This is a genomic window from Pantoea sp. RSPAM1, assembly GCF_038816185.1.
GTDB classification, from domain to species: domain Bacteria; phylum Pseudomonadota; class Gammaproteobacteria; order Enterobacterales; family Enterobacteriaceae; genus Pantoea; species Pantoea ananatis.
In genome coordinates, this window is record NZ_CP046137.1 from 4106946 (window position 1) to 4121331 (window position 14386).

Here is a 14386-nt window from a genome sequence, read left to right on the forward strand (position 1 = left end):
CCAGCGTGTACATAAAGTGTACAGCAAATATTCAGGCGATGTCGCCTGTCGGGCAAGGGGTCACAGAATGTAAAAAGCCCCGCAAGCGTTGCGGGGCCTTTAATTCGTGCGTTCAGACGTTAACCGTCTGCGTCACGACAACCTTACTCAGCAACGATGCTGATGTATTTACGGTTGTTCGGACCTTTAACTTCGAATTTTACTTTGCCGTCTGCGGTAGCAAACAGGGTGTGGTCACGACCACAACCTACGTTGTTACCGGCGTGGAATTTAGTACCACGCTGACGAACGATGATGCTACCTGCCAGAACAGATTCACCACCGAAACGTTTTACACCCAGACGTTTTGCATTGGAGTCACGACCATTTCGAGTCGAACCACCAGCCTTTTTATGTGCCATTTGTCAGATCTCCTCTTACGCCGTGATACCAGTGATTTTCACATCAGTGAACCACTGGCGATGGCCAGCTTGCTTACGGTAGTGCTTACGACGACGAAACTTAACGATCTTAATTTTCTCGCCACGACCATGAGCAACAACTTCTGCCTTGATCACACCGCCTGAAACCAGTGGCGCGCCGATTTTCACGTCTTCGCCATTTGCAATCATCAGAACCTGGTCAAACTCGATGGTTTCACCGGTTGCGATGTCCAGCTTTTCCAGGCGAACGGTCTGACCTTCGCTTACTCGGTGTTGTTTACCACCACTTTGGAAAACCGCGTACATATAAAACTCCGCTTCTGCGCTTGCCTTTCAGTTCATCAGGCGGCGCGCTAAATATTCACAATAGGGCGCGAATTCTACGCAAAACTCAAACAGAAGACAAGAGCACTTTGCACACTCTTGCAGAAAAAAAACACAGGCTCAATGCAAACGTTTCTCAACCTGAAAATTCAAGTACAATCAGTAACAGATTACTGAACGCTGGCTGGGTAAAACCGCTTACCATGGCAAAGAAACGAGTCATAGCTGAAAAGACGAATGAACTTAGAACAGATTAACGAATTAACCGCACAGGACATGGCTGCCGTTAACCAGACCATACTCGACCAGCTGAATTCAGATGTCTCGCTCATCAACCAGCTGGGTTATTACATCATCAGTGGCGGCGGTAAACGCATTCGCCCCATGATTGCCGTGCTGTCGGCGCGCGCCATGGGTTATCAGGGCGATTTACATGTTACCAACGCGGCGCTGATCGAATTTATCCACACCGCCACGCTATTGCATGACGATGTCGTGGATGAATCCGATATGCGCCGTGGCAAGGCCACCGCGAACGCTGCATTTGGTAACGCAGCCAGCGTGCTGGTCGGTGATTTTATTTATACTCGTGCCTTCCAGATGATGACCAGCATGGGATCGCTGCGTATTCTGGCGCTAATGTCTGAAGCGGTGAACGTTATCGCGGAAGGGGAAGTGCTCCAGCTGATGAATGTCAACGATCCTGACATCACAGAAGAGAGCTATATGCGGGTGATCTACAGCAAAACAGCGCGCTTATTCGAAGCCGCCTCTCAGGCCTCGGCGATTTTAGCGGAGGCAACGCCAGCGCAGGAAAAAGCCCTACAGGATTACGGGCGCTATCTGGGAACCGCTTTCCAGTTAATTGACGATTTACTTGATTACAGTGCCGACGGGGAAACCCTGGGTAAAAACACCGGCGATGATCTCAGCGAAGGTAAACCGACACTGCCACTGCTTCACGCCATGAACCATGGTTCGCCTGAACAGGCGAAAATGATCCGTGATGCGATCGAACAGGGCAACGGTCGCCATTTGCTGGCGCCGGTACTGGAAGCGATGAACCAGTGTGGCTCACTGGAATGGACGCGTCAGCGTGCGGAGCAAGAGGCCGATAAAGCTATTGCAGCCTTGCAGATTCTGCCAGAAACCCCGTGGCGTTCCGCCCTGGAAGCGCTGGCGCATATGTCAGTCCAACGTGATTTCTGATTTCTGTTCCTGACGGAGCCACCCCGGCTCCGTTACCCTCTCCGCTCTTCCCTCTTCTTTCACGCGTTACACTCCTTTTGCGTCAGGCCGCTCAGTTCTGTCTGCTTGCCTAAATATTACTGGAATCTTATGGAAACTTGCTGATATAAAACTCAGCAACTTTCCAGATAGGATGTAGACAAGTCAGCATCACTCGCGCGTTACGCACTGACAAGGACAAGGAGAAAAAGTTATGCAGAGCAGGACAGAGGACTGGCATCCCGCCGATATCATTGCCGCACTTCGTAAACGTGGCACCACGCTGGCGGCGCTTTCACGTCAGTCGGGATTAAGTTCATCAACCCTGGCCAACGCGCTTTCGCGCCCCTGGCCTAAAGGCGAATGGCTGATTGCCGATGCGATCAATGTCCATCCGTCAGAGATATGGCCAAGTCGTTATTACGATCCCGAAACCCATTGTCTGCTGGATCGCAAAAAGCGTGTGCGACCGACTCACAACGAGACCAAAAGTTAGCGTAACGCGATCGGTAGCCGAAAAAAAACCAGCCTTGTGATAAGGCTGGTTTCATTAGCATCATGCCGCAAGATTATTCGCCGCTGATGCGCTCGATATTTGCCCCCATCGCTTTGAGCTTATCTTCGATATGCTCGTAGCCACGGTCAATATGGTAAATACGATCAACCAGCGTTGTTCCTTCCGCGATACAGCCTGCCAGGACCAGACTGGCCGAGGCACGAAGATCCGTTGCCATCACCTGCGCACCTGACAACGTTTCTACACCGTGACAGATTGCAGTATTGCTCTCAATTTCTGCATGCGCGCCCATACGAATCAGCTCAGGAATATGCATAAAGCGGTTTTCGAAGATGGTCTCGGTAATCAATCCCGTTCCTTCAGCCACCAGATTCAGCAAGGTAAACTGGGCCTGCATATCGGTCGGGAATCCCGGATGCGGAGCCGTACGCACGTTAACCGCCTTAGGGCGCTTGCCGTGCATATCCAGGCTGATCCAGTCTTCTCCGATTTCGATGTCTGCTCCTGCTTCGCGCAGCTTCGCGAGCACCGCATCCAACGTATCGGGCTGTGCATTGCGGCAGATGACTTTACCGCCGGAGATGGCTGCCGCAACCAGGAAGGTGCCGGTTTCAATGCGATCGGGCAGTACACGGTAAACGCCGCCGCCCAGGCGCTCGACGCCTTCGATAGTAATTTTATCGGTACCGGCACCGCTGATTTTGGCGCCCAGGGTGTTGAGGAAGTTGGCGGTATCAACGATTTCAGGTTCGCGCGCCGCATTCTCAATCACGGTAGTGCCGGTGGCCAGCGTCGCTGCGCTCATGATGGTGACGGTCGCGCCTACGCTGACTTTGTCCATCACGATCAGCGCGCCCTTCAGGCGTCCGTTAACCGAGGCTTTGACATAACCTTCTTCCAGCTTGATCTCTGCACCTAACTGCTCAAGGCCCGTAATGTGCAGGTCAACCGGACGCGCACCAATGGCGCAGCCGCCCGGCAGTGAAACTTCGCCCTGACCAAAACGCGCCACCAGCGGACCCAGCGCCCAGATTGAGGCACGCATGGTTTTCACCAGTTCGTAAGGCGCACAAAAAACGTCTACACCGCTGGCATCAACGTGTACAGAACCGTTGCGCTCAACCTTGGCACCCAATTGCGTCAACAGCTTCATGGTGGTGTCGATGTCACGCAGCTTTGGCACATTCGTGATCTCTACCGGCTCTTCAGCCAGCAAAGCAGCAAACAGAATGGGCAGTGCGGCGTTTTTCGCGCCGGAAATGGTGACTTCACCACTTAAGCGGGTGGGGCCTTGCACACGAAATTTATCCATTAACACGGTTCTCAATTAACTGGCTATAAAACGGTCACGCTCAGGTGAGCAGCCCCGAAGGGAATCAAAAACCGTTGAGTTTACGGTCACGCGCCCACTCTGCAGGCGTGTAAGTTTTGATGGAGACGGCATGAATACGGTTGTCCGCAATAAATTCCATCAGCGGCGCATAGACAGCCTGCTGCTTCTTCACGCGGCTTAACTCACCAAACAGCTCACCCACGGCGATAACCTGGAAATGGCTGCCATCATTGCTCATGACATGAACTTCATCTAAGGGCAGCGCTGCCATCAGCACGGCCTGAATCTCACTGTTTTCCATTGCTCTTAACTTCACTTAATAATAATAAGGCTGACATAGTAGAGGAAAGTGCCTGATTCTTAAATACGCAAAAGCCCCTGTACGGGACCGGGGCTTTGACGAGAAAGGCCATTTCAGGCGCTTTAATCCGCAGAAACAATAATTTGTTGCAGGTTGTAAAGGGTGACCAGCGACTGCAATTTGTCGCCGATTCCCACAAAGCGCAGCGACCCTCCCTGCTGCGAGCTAATCTCCCGCAGGTGAACCAGCAGCGCAAGTCCCGATGAATCCACCCTTTGCAGGGCAGAAACATCGATCAGTTCAACCGCGTTAACCAGCGCTTCACGCTGCTCCCAGAGGCTGAGCAGCGTGTCACGATCCAGCTCGCCCTCCAGCCGCAGTGTGTTCGCCTCGCGAGACCAGTTCAGTGAGGGCTGCATTATTTATTTTGATCCAGGGTGATAGGCTGTTTCGCTGAGGCTTCCAGCTGAGCGGTCAGCGCATCGATCCCCTTGGTACGCAGCAGATCGCCCCACTCATTCTGTTTGGTGGTGATCATACTCACGCCTTCAGCGATCATATCAAACGCCTGCCAGTTACCGGTCTGACTGTTTTTACGCCACTGGAAATCCAGACGCACAGGCGGGCGGCCCTGAGGATCGATGATCGTCACGCGGATCGCGATAATATTGGAATCGCCCAGCGGTTTTGGCGGTTCGATCTGGTAAGTCTGGCCGTGATACAGCGCTAACGCCTGACCATAAGCCTGGGCCAGATAATCACCAAAAGCCTTAAAATAGGCTTCGCGTTGGGCCGGCGTGGCATCGCGATAGAAGCGGCCCAGTACTAATGCACCCGCGTATTTAATCTGCACATACGGCAGCAGTTCCTGCCGGACAATGTCACGCAGATAGTTGGGATCCTGCTTGATTTTCGCTTGTTCGCTTTTCAGGCGGGTAAACGTTTTGTTAGCCGCTTCATTCATCAAGGTATAAGGATTACTTTGGTCAGCCGCTGTCGCCGCGAATGGCGCAATGACCAGCATGGCGATCATCAGAAAACGTTTAAACATCATGTTATCCCTCTATTTAAGGTTGAGCCGCTGCTGCCGGTGCGGCCATCTCGCCGCCCTGCGCGTCCTTACTGTCACTGGTTTGCTGGTTACCTTTATTGTCGCCGCTTTTATACAGGAACTGGCCAATCAGATCTTCCAGCACCATCGCCGACTTGGTATCGCGAATCGTCCCGCCGTCATTCAGCATTGACGATCCTAGCTCAGGATCGTCAAAGCCGATATTTAATGACAGAAACTGCTCGCCCAGTAACCCCTGAGTACGGATTGCCAGCGAACTGGTATCCGGAATCTGGTTGGCATATTTATCACTGATATCCATTGTGACGCGCGGCAGTAAGGTTTTCGGTTCAAGTGAAATATCGGTCACCCGACCAATCACAACCCCGCCGATTTTTACAGGTGAGCTGGCTTTCAGGCCGCCGATGTTATCGAAGGTGGCATACAGTTTCCAGGTAGGTTCTGTGCCAAGAGATTTAAGATCCGCCACGCGCAGGCAGAGGAACAACACGGCAATCATTGCCATGATCATAAACACGCCAACCCAAATTTCGCTTTTTTTGCTTTGCATCGCATCAATTCCCAAACATCAGTGCTGTCAGCACAAAATCTAAACCGAGCACCGCCAGTGATGCATGCACCACGGTGCGCGTCGTGGCGCGGCTAATTCCTTCAGAGGTCGGGATGGCATCGTAACCGTTGAACAATGCAATCCAGGTGACAGTGACGGCAAACACAGCGCTTTTAATGATGCAGTTGACCACATCGCTACGAAAATCGACGGCGTTTTGCATCGCCGACCAGAAGAAGCCGGCGTCAATCCCTTTCCAGCTCACGCCGACCAGCGCGCCGCCCGTAATCCCTACCGCAGTAAAGATTAACGCCAGCAGCGGCATGCTGATAAAACCCGCCCAAAAGCGCGGCGAAACAACCCGCCGCAGGGGATCAACCGCCATCATCTCCATACTGGAAAGTTGCTCGGTGGCTTTCATCAGCCCGATCTCTGCCGTTAAGGCCGATCCTGCGCGACCTGCAAACAGCAGCGCCGTCACAACCGGCCCCAGTTCACGCAGCAGCGACAGCGCCACCAGCATGCCCAGACTGGTTTCTGCACCATAGGTGGTTAACACCAGATAACCCTGGAGGCCCAGCACCATGCCAATAAACAGACCGGAGACGACAATGATGACCAGAGACAGTACGCCAATGCTGTAAAGCTGTTTTATCAGCAGCGGAAAGTGTTTACGGAACGCGGGCTTACCGACCAGCGCATGAAAAAGCATTAAACCGGCACGCCCAAAGCTGGCGCAGGTTCCTATTCCCCGGCGTCCTAACGACGCCAGTGCTTTCAACAACATCAGCTTAGATTCTCCCTGAGCCGGTTAAGTCGGCCAAATAGTCGCCCGCCGGAAAACGAAACGGCACTGGCCCATCCGCAATGCCGTCAATAAACTGGCGCACACGGGGATCGTTGTTAGTACGCAGATCTGGCGTCGTGCCGTGCGCAATAATTTTTTGTCCTGCCACGATGTAGGCGTAATCGGCAATACTCAACACTTCGGGCACATCGTGGGAAACCACGATACAGGTCAGGCCCAGCGCATGATTCAGTTCATCAATCAGCTTAACCAGCACGCCCATCGTTATGGGATCCTGCCCCACAAAGGGTTCATCGAACATAATGAGTTCAGGCTCAAGCGCAATCGCGCGCGCCAGCGCAACCCTGCGGGCCATCCCGCCTGACAACTCCGCAGGCTTCAGCTGAGCAGCACCGCGTAGCCCCACGGCTTCCAGCTTCATAAGTACGGTACTGTGTAAAATCGGCGCGGGCAGCCGGGTATGTTCACGCAGCGGCCAGGCCACGTTTTCATATACCGTTAAGTCGGTAAACAGTGCACCAGACTGAAACAACATGCTCATCTTTTTACGCGCTTCATACAACTTTGTGCGCGACAATGTCGGAATGTTCTCATCCCGAAACCAGATCTCACCGCTGTCAGGTTGCAGTTGCCCGCCAATTAAGCGTAGCAGCGTTGTTTTCCCGATCCCCGACGGCCCCATAATCGCCGTCACTTTCCCTTTGGGCACCGTCAGCGAAATATCGTCGAAAATTTTGCGATCGCCACGTGAAAAACTCACGCCACGAACCTCAACCAGGTTCGTTTTTTGTTGGATCATTATCACCTCTATTACGGATCGGGCGTCAACATAGGGTACGATGGTAGCCTGTTAAAGCTAAACGCACGATAGCTTTACAGAAACTTAATACAAAGATTTGGCGAAAACGGTCATAAAATTTACTTTTGCCGTTCAGACGGTCAAAATCAGCGCCTGTTTTGTCACAAAGAACCTGAAGGCGAGCCGACAGGGGTTTAAGCAAGGATTTTTCATGTTCGTCGCTACCGCACTGCTAATTATCGGACTGCTTTTACTGGCTTATGGTGCCGATCGTCTGGTGTTTAGTGCTGCAATACTTTGTCGATCCTTTGGCATCCCGCCCTTGATCATCGGCATGACCGTCGTCAGTATCGGCACCTCGCTCCCGGAGATCATTCTCTCTTTCTCGGCTGCGCAGTACGGACAGATGGATCTGGCGGTGGGCACCGCGCTTGGCTCAAACATCACCAACATTCTTTTGATTCTCGGTGGCGCGGCCTTGCTGCATCCCCTAAGCATCCATTCCAATTTAATACGCCGTGAACTGCCGCTGATGGTGCTGGTCTCACTACTGAGCGGCATCATGTTATTTGATAACTATCTTAGTCGCCTGGATGGCCTTGCACTGATTGCTATCGCCGCGATTTATCTGATAGTGACCATCCGCATCGCGCGCAAAGCAGAGATGGACAATAACGATACCTTAACGCGCGAACAATTAGCCGAACTGCCGCGCGAAGAGAGCGGAAATACCGTCGCCTTTCTCTGGCTGGCCGTCGCACTGATTATCCTGCCCATGTCGACGCACATGGTGATCGATAACGCGACCGTATTTGCGGATTACTTTGGCGTCAGCGAGTTGGTCATGGGGCTAACGCTCATTGCCGTCGGCACCAGTCTGCCAGAGCTGGCAACGGTCATCGCGGGCGCGCTAAAAGGTGAAGATGATATCGCTATCGGCAACCTGATTGGTGCCAATATTTATAATCTGGCTATCGTTTTGGGTCTGCCGGCCCTGATTCATCCCGGCAGCGTAGACTATCACGCATTTGCGCGCGATTACTGGATAATGCTTGGTGTCAGCGTGCTTTTCGCCATGCTTTGTCTGCTGCGTCGCCGCCGGGTTGGCCGTACGGCGGGTTCGCTTTTACTCTGTGGTTTCTTCGTCTGGGTAACGCTGCTGTGGCTACAGCCGGCGTTTATGGACGGCTAACAAGGACAGATTCGCCATGTCATATCAGCAACCAACGGTAAATTTTGATTTTCAGAAAGCCGGTAAAACGGTATTACGCATCGAGCGCGAAGGCCTGGAGCAGCTTGATCAATATATTAATGAAGCTTTCGCCGACGCCTGCGCGCTGATTTATGCCTGTCAGGGAAAAGTGGTGGTCATGGGGATGGGCAAGTCAGGCCATATCGGCAAAAAAATGGCGGCCACCTTTGCCAGTACCGGCACGCCAGCGTTCTTTGTGCATCCCGCTGAGGCCAGCCATGGCGATCTTGGCATGGTAGGTAAAGATGATGTCGTCATCGCAATATCTAACAGTGGCGAATCCAGTGAGATTTTGGCGCTGATACCGGTAATGAAACGCCAAAAGATTCCGTTGATCTGTATGACAAGCCGTCCTGAAAGCACCATGGCCCGCGCCGCAGATATCCACCTGTGCGTGAAAGTCCCACAGGAGGCCTGTCCGCTCGGCCTGGCCCCCACCACCAGCACAACCGCAACGCTGGTCATGGGCGATGCGCTGGCCGTTTCCCTGCTGGAAGCCCGCGGCTTTACGCCAGAAGACTTTGCCTTGTCCCATCCGGGCGGTGCGCTGGGCCGGAAGCTGCTGCTACACGTCAGCGACATTATGCACAGCGGGGATGAACTCCCGCACGTCACTCGCGATGCCTCCTTGCGTGATGCCCTGCTGGAAATTACCCGTAAAAATCTCGGCCTGACGGTTATCGTGGACGATCTGATGAAGATCGAAGGCATCTTTACCGATGGTGACCTGCGCCGCATCTTTGATATGGGCATTGATTTTCAACACGCCACTATCGCTGAAGTCATGACCCGGGGCGGCATTCGCGTGCGGCCTAACGTGCTGGCGGTGGATGCGCTGAATTTGATGCAAACCAAAAACATTACTTCCCTGCTGGTGGCCGATGACGACCGTCTGTTGGGTGTGGTACATATGCATGACATGCTGCGCGCTGGCGTAGTGTAAACAGGAAGACATAATGCAGTCGGAAAATGCCCCTTTAGAAACGTGCTACGGCCCGGTCAGTTCAGATGTGATGGCGCGCGCCAGTAAAATTCGCCTGCTGATCTGCGACGTTGACGGTGTGATGTCGGATGGCCTGATTTATATGGGGAACAGCGGCGAAGAGCTGAAAACCTTTAACGTGCGCGATGGCTATGGCGTTCGCTGCCTGCTGACCTCTGACGTCGAAGTGGCTATTATTACCGGCCGCACAGCCAAATTACTGGAAGACCGCTGTAAAACGCTCGGAATTCGCCACCTTTATCAGGGGCAATCAGATAAGCTTTTGGCCTATGGTGAACTTCTGGATACACTGTCGCTCTCTGACGATCAGGTCGCCTATATTGGCGACGATCTGATTGACTGGCCAGTGATGGCGAAAGTCGGGTTAAGCGTGGCTGTCGCCGATGCCCATCCATTGCTATTGACGCGCGCGAATTACGTTACACGTATTGCTGGTGGGCGCGGTGCGGTGCGGGAGCTGTGCGATCTCATCTTAATGGCGCAAAATAAATTCGAGGATGCCAAAGGGCAATCAGTATGAGTAAAAGCAGGCGTTGGATAACGTTGGGTCTGGCCTTGATTGCGCTGGTGCTTATTGGCTGGAATTTCACTAACCGGGATGGCGACAACAGCGCGCCGGTAGCGAATAATGATCAAACGCCAACCTACACCAGTGCCAATTCGCATACCGTAGTCTATAACCCGCAAGGCGGGCTGGCTTATAAGCTGATATCGGACAAAGTCACCTACTACGAAGACAGCGGAATAAGCTGGTTTGATAATCCGGTGATGACCACCTATGACGAAAATAAAATGCCGACCTGGACGGTACGTTCAGATAAAGCAAAGCTTACCAAAGACCGTATGCTGTATCTGTACGGCCATGTTGAGCTGAATGCTCTGGCTCCAGATTCTGAGCTTGAGAGAATTAAAACGGATAACGCTCAGGTCAATCTTGTCACACAGGACGTCGCCTCTGACGACCAGGTGACGTTATATGGCCGCAGTTTTAACTCTACCGGTATGAAAATGCGCGGTAATTTACGGACAAAGAACGCCGAGTTAATCGAAAAGGTCAAAACTTCTTATGAAATTCAAAATGAACAAAAACCGCATTAAGTTATTACTGGCCAGTCTGCTGCTTGCAACCAGCCTGCCTGCTCTGGCCCTGACCGGTGACTCGGACAAACCCGTCAATATCGACTCTGAGAATCAGGCTCTGGATCTGCAAGGCAATGTCGCGACCTTCACCGGTAATGTTATTGTCACCCAGGGATCGATCAAAATTACTGCGGATAAAGTGGTGGTTACACGTCCGGGCGGCGACAGTAAAAAAACCATCGTGGATGCTTACGGTAATCCTGCCACCTTTTACCAGATGCAAGACAACGGCAAGCCGGTTCAGGGTCATGCGTCCAAACTGCATTATGAGCTTGCCAATGACTTTGTTGAGCTGACCGGCAACGCTTACATTGAGCAACTGGACAGCAACATCAAAGGCGACCGCATCACCTATCTGGTCAAAGAGCAAAAAATGCAGGCTTACAGCCAGGGCCAGAGCAAGCGCGTAACGACCGTGTTGGTGCCGTCGCAGTTGCAGGATAAGCCCGCGTCAACCAACAGCGAAAAAAAGAGTAACTGATCACTATGGCCACATTAATCGCAGAAAACCTGGCAAAGGCTTATAAAGGCCGCCGCGTGGTTGAAGACGTCAGCCTGCAGGTAAAGTCCGGTGAAATCGTCGGGCTGCTGGGTCCAAACGGTGCGGGTAAAACGACCACCTTTTACATGGTAGTAGGCATTGTTCCGCGCGATGCGGGACGCATCATTATTGATGACGAAGATATCAGCATCCTGCCGCTTCATGCGCGTGCGCGCCGCGGCATTGGCTATCTGCCGCAGGAAGCCTCCATCTTTCGTCGCCTGAGCGTTTATGACAACCTGATGGCGGTCCTGCAAATTCGTGATGACTTAACTGAAGAGCAGCGACAGGATCGGGCTAACGAACTGATGGAAGAGTTTCATATTGCGCATCTGCGCGACAATATGGGGCAATCGCTGTCGGGCGGTGAGCGCCGTCGCGTTGAGATTGCGCGTGCGCTGGCCGCTAATCCGAAATTTATCCTGCTGGATGAACCCTTTGCCGGGGTCGACCCGATTTCCGTTATCGACATCAAAAAAATCATTGAACACCTGCGTGACAGTGGCCTTGGTGTTCTCATCACCGACCACAACGTGCGTGAAACGCTGGCGGTCTGTGAGCGTGCCTATATCGTCAGTCAGGGGAACCTGATTGCGCATGGTACGCCAAATGAAGTCCTTGCAGATGAGCAAGTTAAACGGGTTTATTTGGGTGAAGAGTTCAGACTCTGATAAGGTGTCGTTAATACTGATGTTTACCCGGGAATATCCATCCTGTCTATGAAGCAAGGTTTGCAACTCAGGCTCAGCCAACAACTGGCGATGACCCCACAACTGCAGCAGGCGATACGTCTGCTGCAGCTCTCTACGCTCGAACTTCAGCAAGAGTTACAGCTGGCGCTGGAAAGTAACCCCCTGCTTGAGCAAACCGAACAGCACGAAGAAATAGACGCGAAAGCGTACCAGGAAGGCGAAGCGGGACTGGATACCCGAGAAGCGCTGGAACAAAAGGATATGCCTGAAGAGCTGCCGCTTGACGCCACGTGGGACGAGATTTACACCGCTGGCACGCCTTCAGGAACCGGTACGGATTATCAGGATGACGAGCTGCCGATTTATCAGGGCGAAACCACACAGTCACTGCAGGACTATCTTATGTGGCAGGTTGAGTTAACGCCCTTCAGCGATAACGATCGTGCCATTGCGACCTCCATCGTCGATGCCATTGATGACACCGGTTATCTTACTGTTTCACTTGAAGAGATTCTCGACAGTATTGGTAACGATGAGCTGGAAATCGACGAAGTCGAAGCCGTGTTAAAGCGCGTTCAGCGTTTTGATCCTGTCGGCGTCGGCGCGCGTGATTTGCGCGACTGCTTGCTGGTGCAGCTGTCGCAGTATGCGCCTGAAACGCCGATGCTGGCGGAAGCAAAATTGATCGTTAGCAGCCATCTCGACTTGCTGGCGAACCACGATTTCCGCAGCCTGATGCGCGTGACGCGTCTGAAAGAAGACGTACTGAAAGAGGCGATGCTGCTGATTCAGTCGCTCGATCCGCGTCCGGGTCAGTCGATTAACACCGGTGAACCTGAATACGTGATTCCCGATGTGCTGGTACGTAAAGTGACGACGCGCTGGACGGTCGAACTGAATACCGACAGCCTGCCCAGGTTGAAGATCAACCAGCAATATGCCGCCATGGGCGGAGCCGGACGCAACGACAGCGACAGTCAGTTTATTCGCAGTAATTTGCAGGAAGCCCGCTGGCTGATTAAAAGCCTTGAAAGCCGTAACGAGACATTATTAAAAGTCTCCCGCTGTATTGTGGAACAGCAACAGGCCTTTTTTGACCAGGGTGAAGAGTTTATGCGTCCTATGGTGCTGGCCGATATTGCCCAGGCGGTGGACATGCATGAATCGACGATTTCTCGCGTGACCACGCAAAAATACCTTCACAGCCCGCGTGGCATTTTTGAACTGAAGTATTTTTTCTCCAGTCATGTTAATACTGAAGGTGGCGGAGAAGCGTCATCTACCGCTATTCGTGCGCTGGTGAAAAAATTAATTTCGGCGGAAAACCCCGCCAAGCCCTTGAGTGACAGTAAACTGACCTCAATGTTATCTGATCAAGGGATAATAGTGGCACGTCGAACCGTCGCTAAGTACCGCGAGTCTTTATCCATACCGCCTTCAAATCAGCGTAAACAGCTGGTTTGACAGAAATGAGAAGGAAGACCTATGCAGCTGAACCTTACCGGGCAAAATGTTGAAATCACCGACCCCCTGCGTGAGTTCGTGACAACGAAATTTGCCAAACTGGAACATTACTTTGATCATATCAATCAGGTGTATGTTGTCCTGAAAGTTGAGAAAGTGACGCAGATTGCTGATGCAACCCTGCACGTCAACGGTGGCGAGCTGCACGCCACATCTGAAGCGGAAGATATGTATGCGGCGATTGACGGATTGATTGACAAGTTGACCCGTCAACTGACCAAATATAAAGACAAGCTAAAAAAACACTAACCTTCACGCTGGCAGGCGCGCCCGGGGCGCAAAGCTGAAAGGATGGGGCGGATTAACCGCCCCGTTTTGTCATCTGTGCCAGCGCCATTATTCCGCGACGTGATTTTTGCGTACCGGGTTGATGGCTATGTGAACTCGCAAGTGAAACGACAATGAACAATGATTTAACACTGGAACTGAGCACGGTGCTTTCGCCAGACTGCACCCGCAGTAGCGTACACTGCCAAAGCAAAAAACGGGCGCTGGAGATTATCAGCGAACTGGCCGCTAAGCAGCTCAACCTGCCGCATCAAACGCTGTTTGAAGCGATCCTGACCCGTGAGCGCATGGGGAGCACCGGTATCGGTAACGGTATCGCGATCCCTCACGGCAAGCTGGAGGAAGATACCTTACGGGCCGTGGGCGTCTTTATCAGCCTGGAACAACCCATCGCCTTTGATGCCGTGGATAATCAGCCTGTCGATCTGCTTTTTGCGCTACTGGTGCCGGCTGACCAGTGTAAAACCCATTTACACACGCTGTCGTTAGTGGCAAAACGACTGGCGGATAAAACGGTTTGCCGCCGCCTGCGTGCCGCGCAGAGCGATGAAGAACTGTATGCCATTATTACCGAAGCACAAACAGAGCAATAA

At 52.6% G+C, this 14386-nt stretch carries 20 protein-coding genes; 11 read left to right on the top strand and 9 right to left on the bottom strand.

The window, feature by feature from the left end; genetic code table 11:
- Positions 1-143 precede the first annotated feature (143 nt).
- Together rpmA and rplU are read right to left on the bottom strand one after the other, a co-directional pair.
- Entirely contained in the window at positions 144-401 is a 258-nt protein-coding gene (gene rpmA / locus GKC68_RS19695; protein WP_006121751.1) for a 50S ribosomal protein L27, read from the bottom strand.
- A 15-nt stretch (positions 402-416) separates the two neighbouring features.
- Positions 417-728: a 50S ribosomal protein L21 gene (gene rplU, locus GKC68_RS19700; protein ID WP_013024339.1), complete on the bottom strand. Its 312-nt coding sequence runs from the start codon at positions 726-728 to the stop codon at positions 417-419.
- A 255-nt stretch (positions 729-983) separates the two neighbouring features.
- On the opposite strand from rplU, the gene ispB reads away from it, so the two are divergent.
- The gene (gene ispB / locus GKC68_RS19705) at positions 984-1955 is read left to right on the top strand and encodes an octaprenyl diphosphate synthase (RefSeq protein ID WP_013024338.1); all 972 of its coding nucleotides are present in this window, start codon (positions 984-986) and stop codon (positions 1953-1955) included.
- A 232-nt stretch (positions 1956-2187) separates the two neighbouring features.
- Positions 2188-2469, top strand: coding sequence for a helix-turn-helix transcriptional regulator (locus GKC68_RS19710; protein ID WP_013024337.1), 282 nt, complete (start codon positions 2188-2190; stop codon positions 2467-2469).
- Between the two features lie 73 nt (positions 2470-2542).
- Here GKC68_RS19710 and murA read toward each other — a convergent pair whose 3' ends face one another.
- The 7 genes from murA to mlaF form a co-directional block, all read right to left on the bottom strand.
- Entirely contained in the window at positions 2543-3802 is a 1260-nt protein-coding gene (gene murA / locus GKC68_RS19715) for a UDP-N-acetylglucosamine 1-carboxyvinyltransferase (protein ID WP_028723641.1), read from the bottom strand.
- Positions 3803-3866: 64 nt separating this feature from the next.
- Positions 3867-4124 carry a BolA family iron metabolism protein IbaG gene (gene ibaG / locus GKC68_RS19720; RefSeq protein WP_010251880.1) on the bottom strand — a complete coding sequence of 86 codons (258 nt, stop codon included), beginning with the start codon at positions 4122-4124 and terminating at the stop codon, positions 3867-3869.
- Positions 4125-4246: 122 nt separating this feature from the next.
- Entirely contained in the window at positions 4247-4543 is a 297-nt protein-coding gene (mlaB, locus tag GKC68_RS19725) for a lipid asymmetry maintenance protein MlaB (RefSeq protein ID WP_028723640.1), read from the bottom strand.
- Positions 4543-5175, bottom strand: a complete 633-nt coding sequence (gene mlaC / locus GKC68_RS19730; protein WP_028723639.1) for a phospholipid-binding protein MlaC — start codon at positions 5173-5175, stop codon at positions 4543-4545. The genes mlaB and mlaC overlap by 1 nt, the downstream gene beginning before the upstream one ends.
- A 16-nt stretch (positions 5176-5191) precedes the next feature.
- Positions 5192-5746 (bottom strand): outer membrane lipid asymmetry maintenance protein MlaD, encoded by a 555-nt coding sequence (mlaD, locus tag GKC68_RS19735; RefSeq protein ID WP_047714837.1) that lies wholly within the window; start codon positions 5744-5746, stop codon positions 5192-5194.
- A 4-nt stretch (positions 5747-5750) separates the two neighbouring features.
- Complete coding sequence (gene mlaE / locus GKC68_RS19740; protein WP_028723637.1) at positions 5751-6533, bottom strand: lipid asymmetry maintenance ABC transporter permease subunit MlaE; 783 nt, start codon at positions 6531-6533, stop codon at positions 5751-5753.
- Between the two features lie 4 nt (positions 6534-6537).
- Positions 6538-7353: a phospholipid ABC transporter ATP-binding protein MlaF gene (mlaF, locus tag GKC68_RS19745; RefSeq protein WP_028723636.1), complete on the bottom strand. Its 816-nt coding sequence runs from the start codon at positions 7351-7353 to the stop codon at positions 6538-6540.
- A 211-nt stretch (positions 7354-7564) separates the two neighbouring features.
- Between mlaF and GKC68_RS19750 the strand changes: the two genes are divergently transcribed.
- The 9 genes from GKC68_RS19750 (at position 7565) to ptsN (ending at position 14386) form a co-directional block, all read left to right on the top strand.
- Positions 7565-8545, top strand: coding sequence for a calcium/sodium antiporter (locus tag GKC68_RS19750; RefSeq protein WP_028723635.1), 981 nt, complete (start codon positions 7565-7567; stop codon positions 8543-8545).
- A gap of 16 nt (positions 8546-8561) precedes the next feature.
- The gene (kdsD, locus tag GKC68_RS19755) at positions 8562-9548 is read left to right on the top strand and encodes an arabinose-5-phosphate isomerase KdsD (RefSeq protein WP_047714830.1); all 987 of its coding nucleotides are present in this window, start codon (positions 8562-8564) and stop codon (positions 9546-9548) included.
- Positions 9549-9561: 13 nt separating this feature from the next.
- Positions 9562-10128, top strand: coding sequence for a 3-deoxy-manno-octulosonate-8-phosphatase KdsC (kdsC, locus tag GKC68_RS19760; protein WP_028723633.1), 567 nt, complete (start codon positions 9562-9564; stop codon positions 10126-10128).
- Positions 10125-10706, top strand: coding sequence for an LPS export ABC transporter periplasmic protein LptC (lptC, locus tag GKC68_RS19765; RefSeq protein ID WP_014606755.1), 582 nt, complete (start codon positions 10125-10127; stop codon positions 10704-10706). Before kdsC ends, lptC begins: the two co-directional genes overlap by 4 nt.
- A complete protein-coding gene (gene lptA, locus GKC68_RS19770; protein ID WP_028723632.1) occupies positions 10675-11229 on the top strand; it encodes a lipopolysaccharide ABC transporter substrate-binding protein LptA in 555 nt (184 codons plus the stop codon). Before lptC ends, lptA begins: the two co-directional genes overlap by 32 nt.
- A 5-nt stretch (positions 11230-11234) precedes the next feature.
- Positions 11235-11960, top strand: a complete 726-nt coding sequence (lptB, locus tag GKC68_RS19775; RefSeq protein WP_013024324.1) for an LPS export ABC transporter ATP-binding protein — start codon at positions 11235-11237, stop codon at positions 11958-11960.
- A gap of 48 nt (positions 11961-12008) precedes the next feature.
- On the top strand, positions 12009-13445 hold the full coding sequence (gene rpoN, locus GKC68_RS19780; RefSeq protein WP_047714832.1) for an RNA polymerase factor sigma-54: 1437 nt from the start codon (positions 12009-12011) through the stop codon (positions 13443-13445).
- A gap of 21 nt (positions 13446-13466) precedes the next feature.
- Positions 13467-13754 (top strand): ribosome hibernation promoting factor, encoded by a 288-nt coding sequence (gene hpf / locus GKC68_RS19785; protein WP_028723630.1) that lies wholly within the window; start codon positions 13467-13469, stop codon positions 13752-13754.
- 152 nt (positions 13755-13906) lie between these two features.
- Complete coding sequence (ptsN, locus tag GKC68_RS19790; protein WP_013024321.1) at positions 13907-14386, top strand: PTS IIA-like nitrogen regulatory protein PtsN; 480 nt, start codon at positions 13907-13909, stop codon at positions 14384-14386.

Excerpts from the sequence above, each read along its gene's own strand:
- rpmA (WP_006121751.1), bottom strand. The coding sequence starts at position 401 with ATGGCACATAAAAAGGCTGGTGGTTCGACTCGAAATGGTCGTGACTCC.
- rplU (WP_013024339.1), bottom strand. The coding sequence starts at position 728 with ATGTACGCGGTTTTCCAAAGTGGTGGTAAACAACACCGAGTAAGCGAA.
- ispB (WP_013024338.1), top strand. The coding sequence starts at position 984 with ATGAACTTAGAACAGATTAACGAATTAACCGCACAGGACATGGCTGCC.
- GKC68_RS19710 (WP_013024337.1), top strand. The coding sequence starts at position 2,188 with ATGCAGAGCAGGACAGAGGACTGGCATCCCGCCGATATCATTGCCGCA.
- murA (WP_028723641.1), bottom strand. The coding sequence starts at position 3,802 with ATGGATAAATTTCGTGTGCAAGGCCCCACCCGCTTAAGTGGTGAAGTC.
- ibaG (WP_010251880.1), bottom strand. The coding sequence starts at position 4,124 with ATGGAAAACAGTGAGATTCAGGCCGTGCTGATGGCAGCGCTGCCCTTA.
- mlaB (WP_028723640.1), bottom strand. The coding sequence starts at position 4,543 with ATGCAGCCCTCACTGAACTGGTCTCGCGAGGCGAACACACTGCGGCTG.
- mlaC (WP_028723639.1), bottom strand. The coding sequence starts at position 5,175 with ATGTTTAAACGTTTTCTGATGATCGCCATGCTGGTCATTGCGCCATTC.
- mlaD (WP_047714837.1), bottom strand. The coding sequence starts at position 5,746 with ATGCAAAGCAAAAAAAGCGAAATTTGGGTTGGCGTGTTTATGATCATG.
- mlaE (WP_028723637.1), bottom strand. The coding sequence starts at position 6,533 with ATGTTGTTGAAAGCACTGGCGTCGTTAGGACGCCGGGGAATAGGAACC.
- mlaF (WP_028723636.1), bottom strand. The coding sequence starts at position 7,353 with ATGATCCAACAAAAAACGAACCTGGTTGAGGTTCGTGGCGTGAGTTTT.
- GKC68_RS19750 (WP_028723635.1), top strand. The coding sequence starts at position 7,565 with ATGTTCGTCGCTACCGCACTGCTAATTATCGGACTGCTTTTACTGGCT.
- kdsD (WP_047714830.1), top strand. The coding sequence starts at position 8,562 with ATGTCATATCAGCAACCAACGGTAAATTTTGATTTTCAGAAAGCCGGT.
- kdsC (WP_028723633.1), top strand. The coding sequence starts at position 9,562 with ATGCAGTCGGAAAATGCCCCTTTAGAAACGTGCTACGGCCCGGTCAGT.
- lptC (WP_014606755.1), top strand. The coding sequence starts at position 10,125 with ATGAGTAAAAGCAGGCGTTGGATAACGTTGGGTCTGGCCTTGATTGCG.
- lptA (WP_028723632.1), top strand. The coding sequence starts at position 10,675 with ATGAAATTCAAAATGAACAAAAACCGCATTAAGTTATTACTGGCCAGT.
- lptB (WP_013024324.1), top strand. The coding sequence starts at position 11,235 with ATGGCCACATTAATCGCAGAAAACCTGGCAAAGGCTTATAAAGGCCGC.
- rpoN (WP_047714832.1), top strand. The coding sequence starts at position 12,009 with ATGAAGCAAGGTTTGCAACTCAGGCTCAGCCAACAACTGGCGATGACC.
- hpf (WP_028723630.1), top strand. The coding sequence starts at position 13,467 with ATGCAGCTGAACCTTACCGGGCAAAATGTTGAAATCACCGACCCCCTG.
- ptsN (WP_013024321.1), top strand. The coding sequence starts at position 13,907 with ATGAACAATGATTTAACACTGGAACTGAGCACGGTGCTTTCGCCAGAC.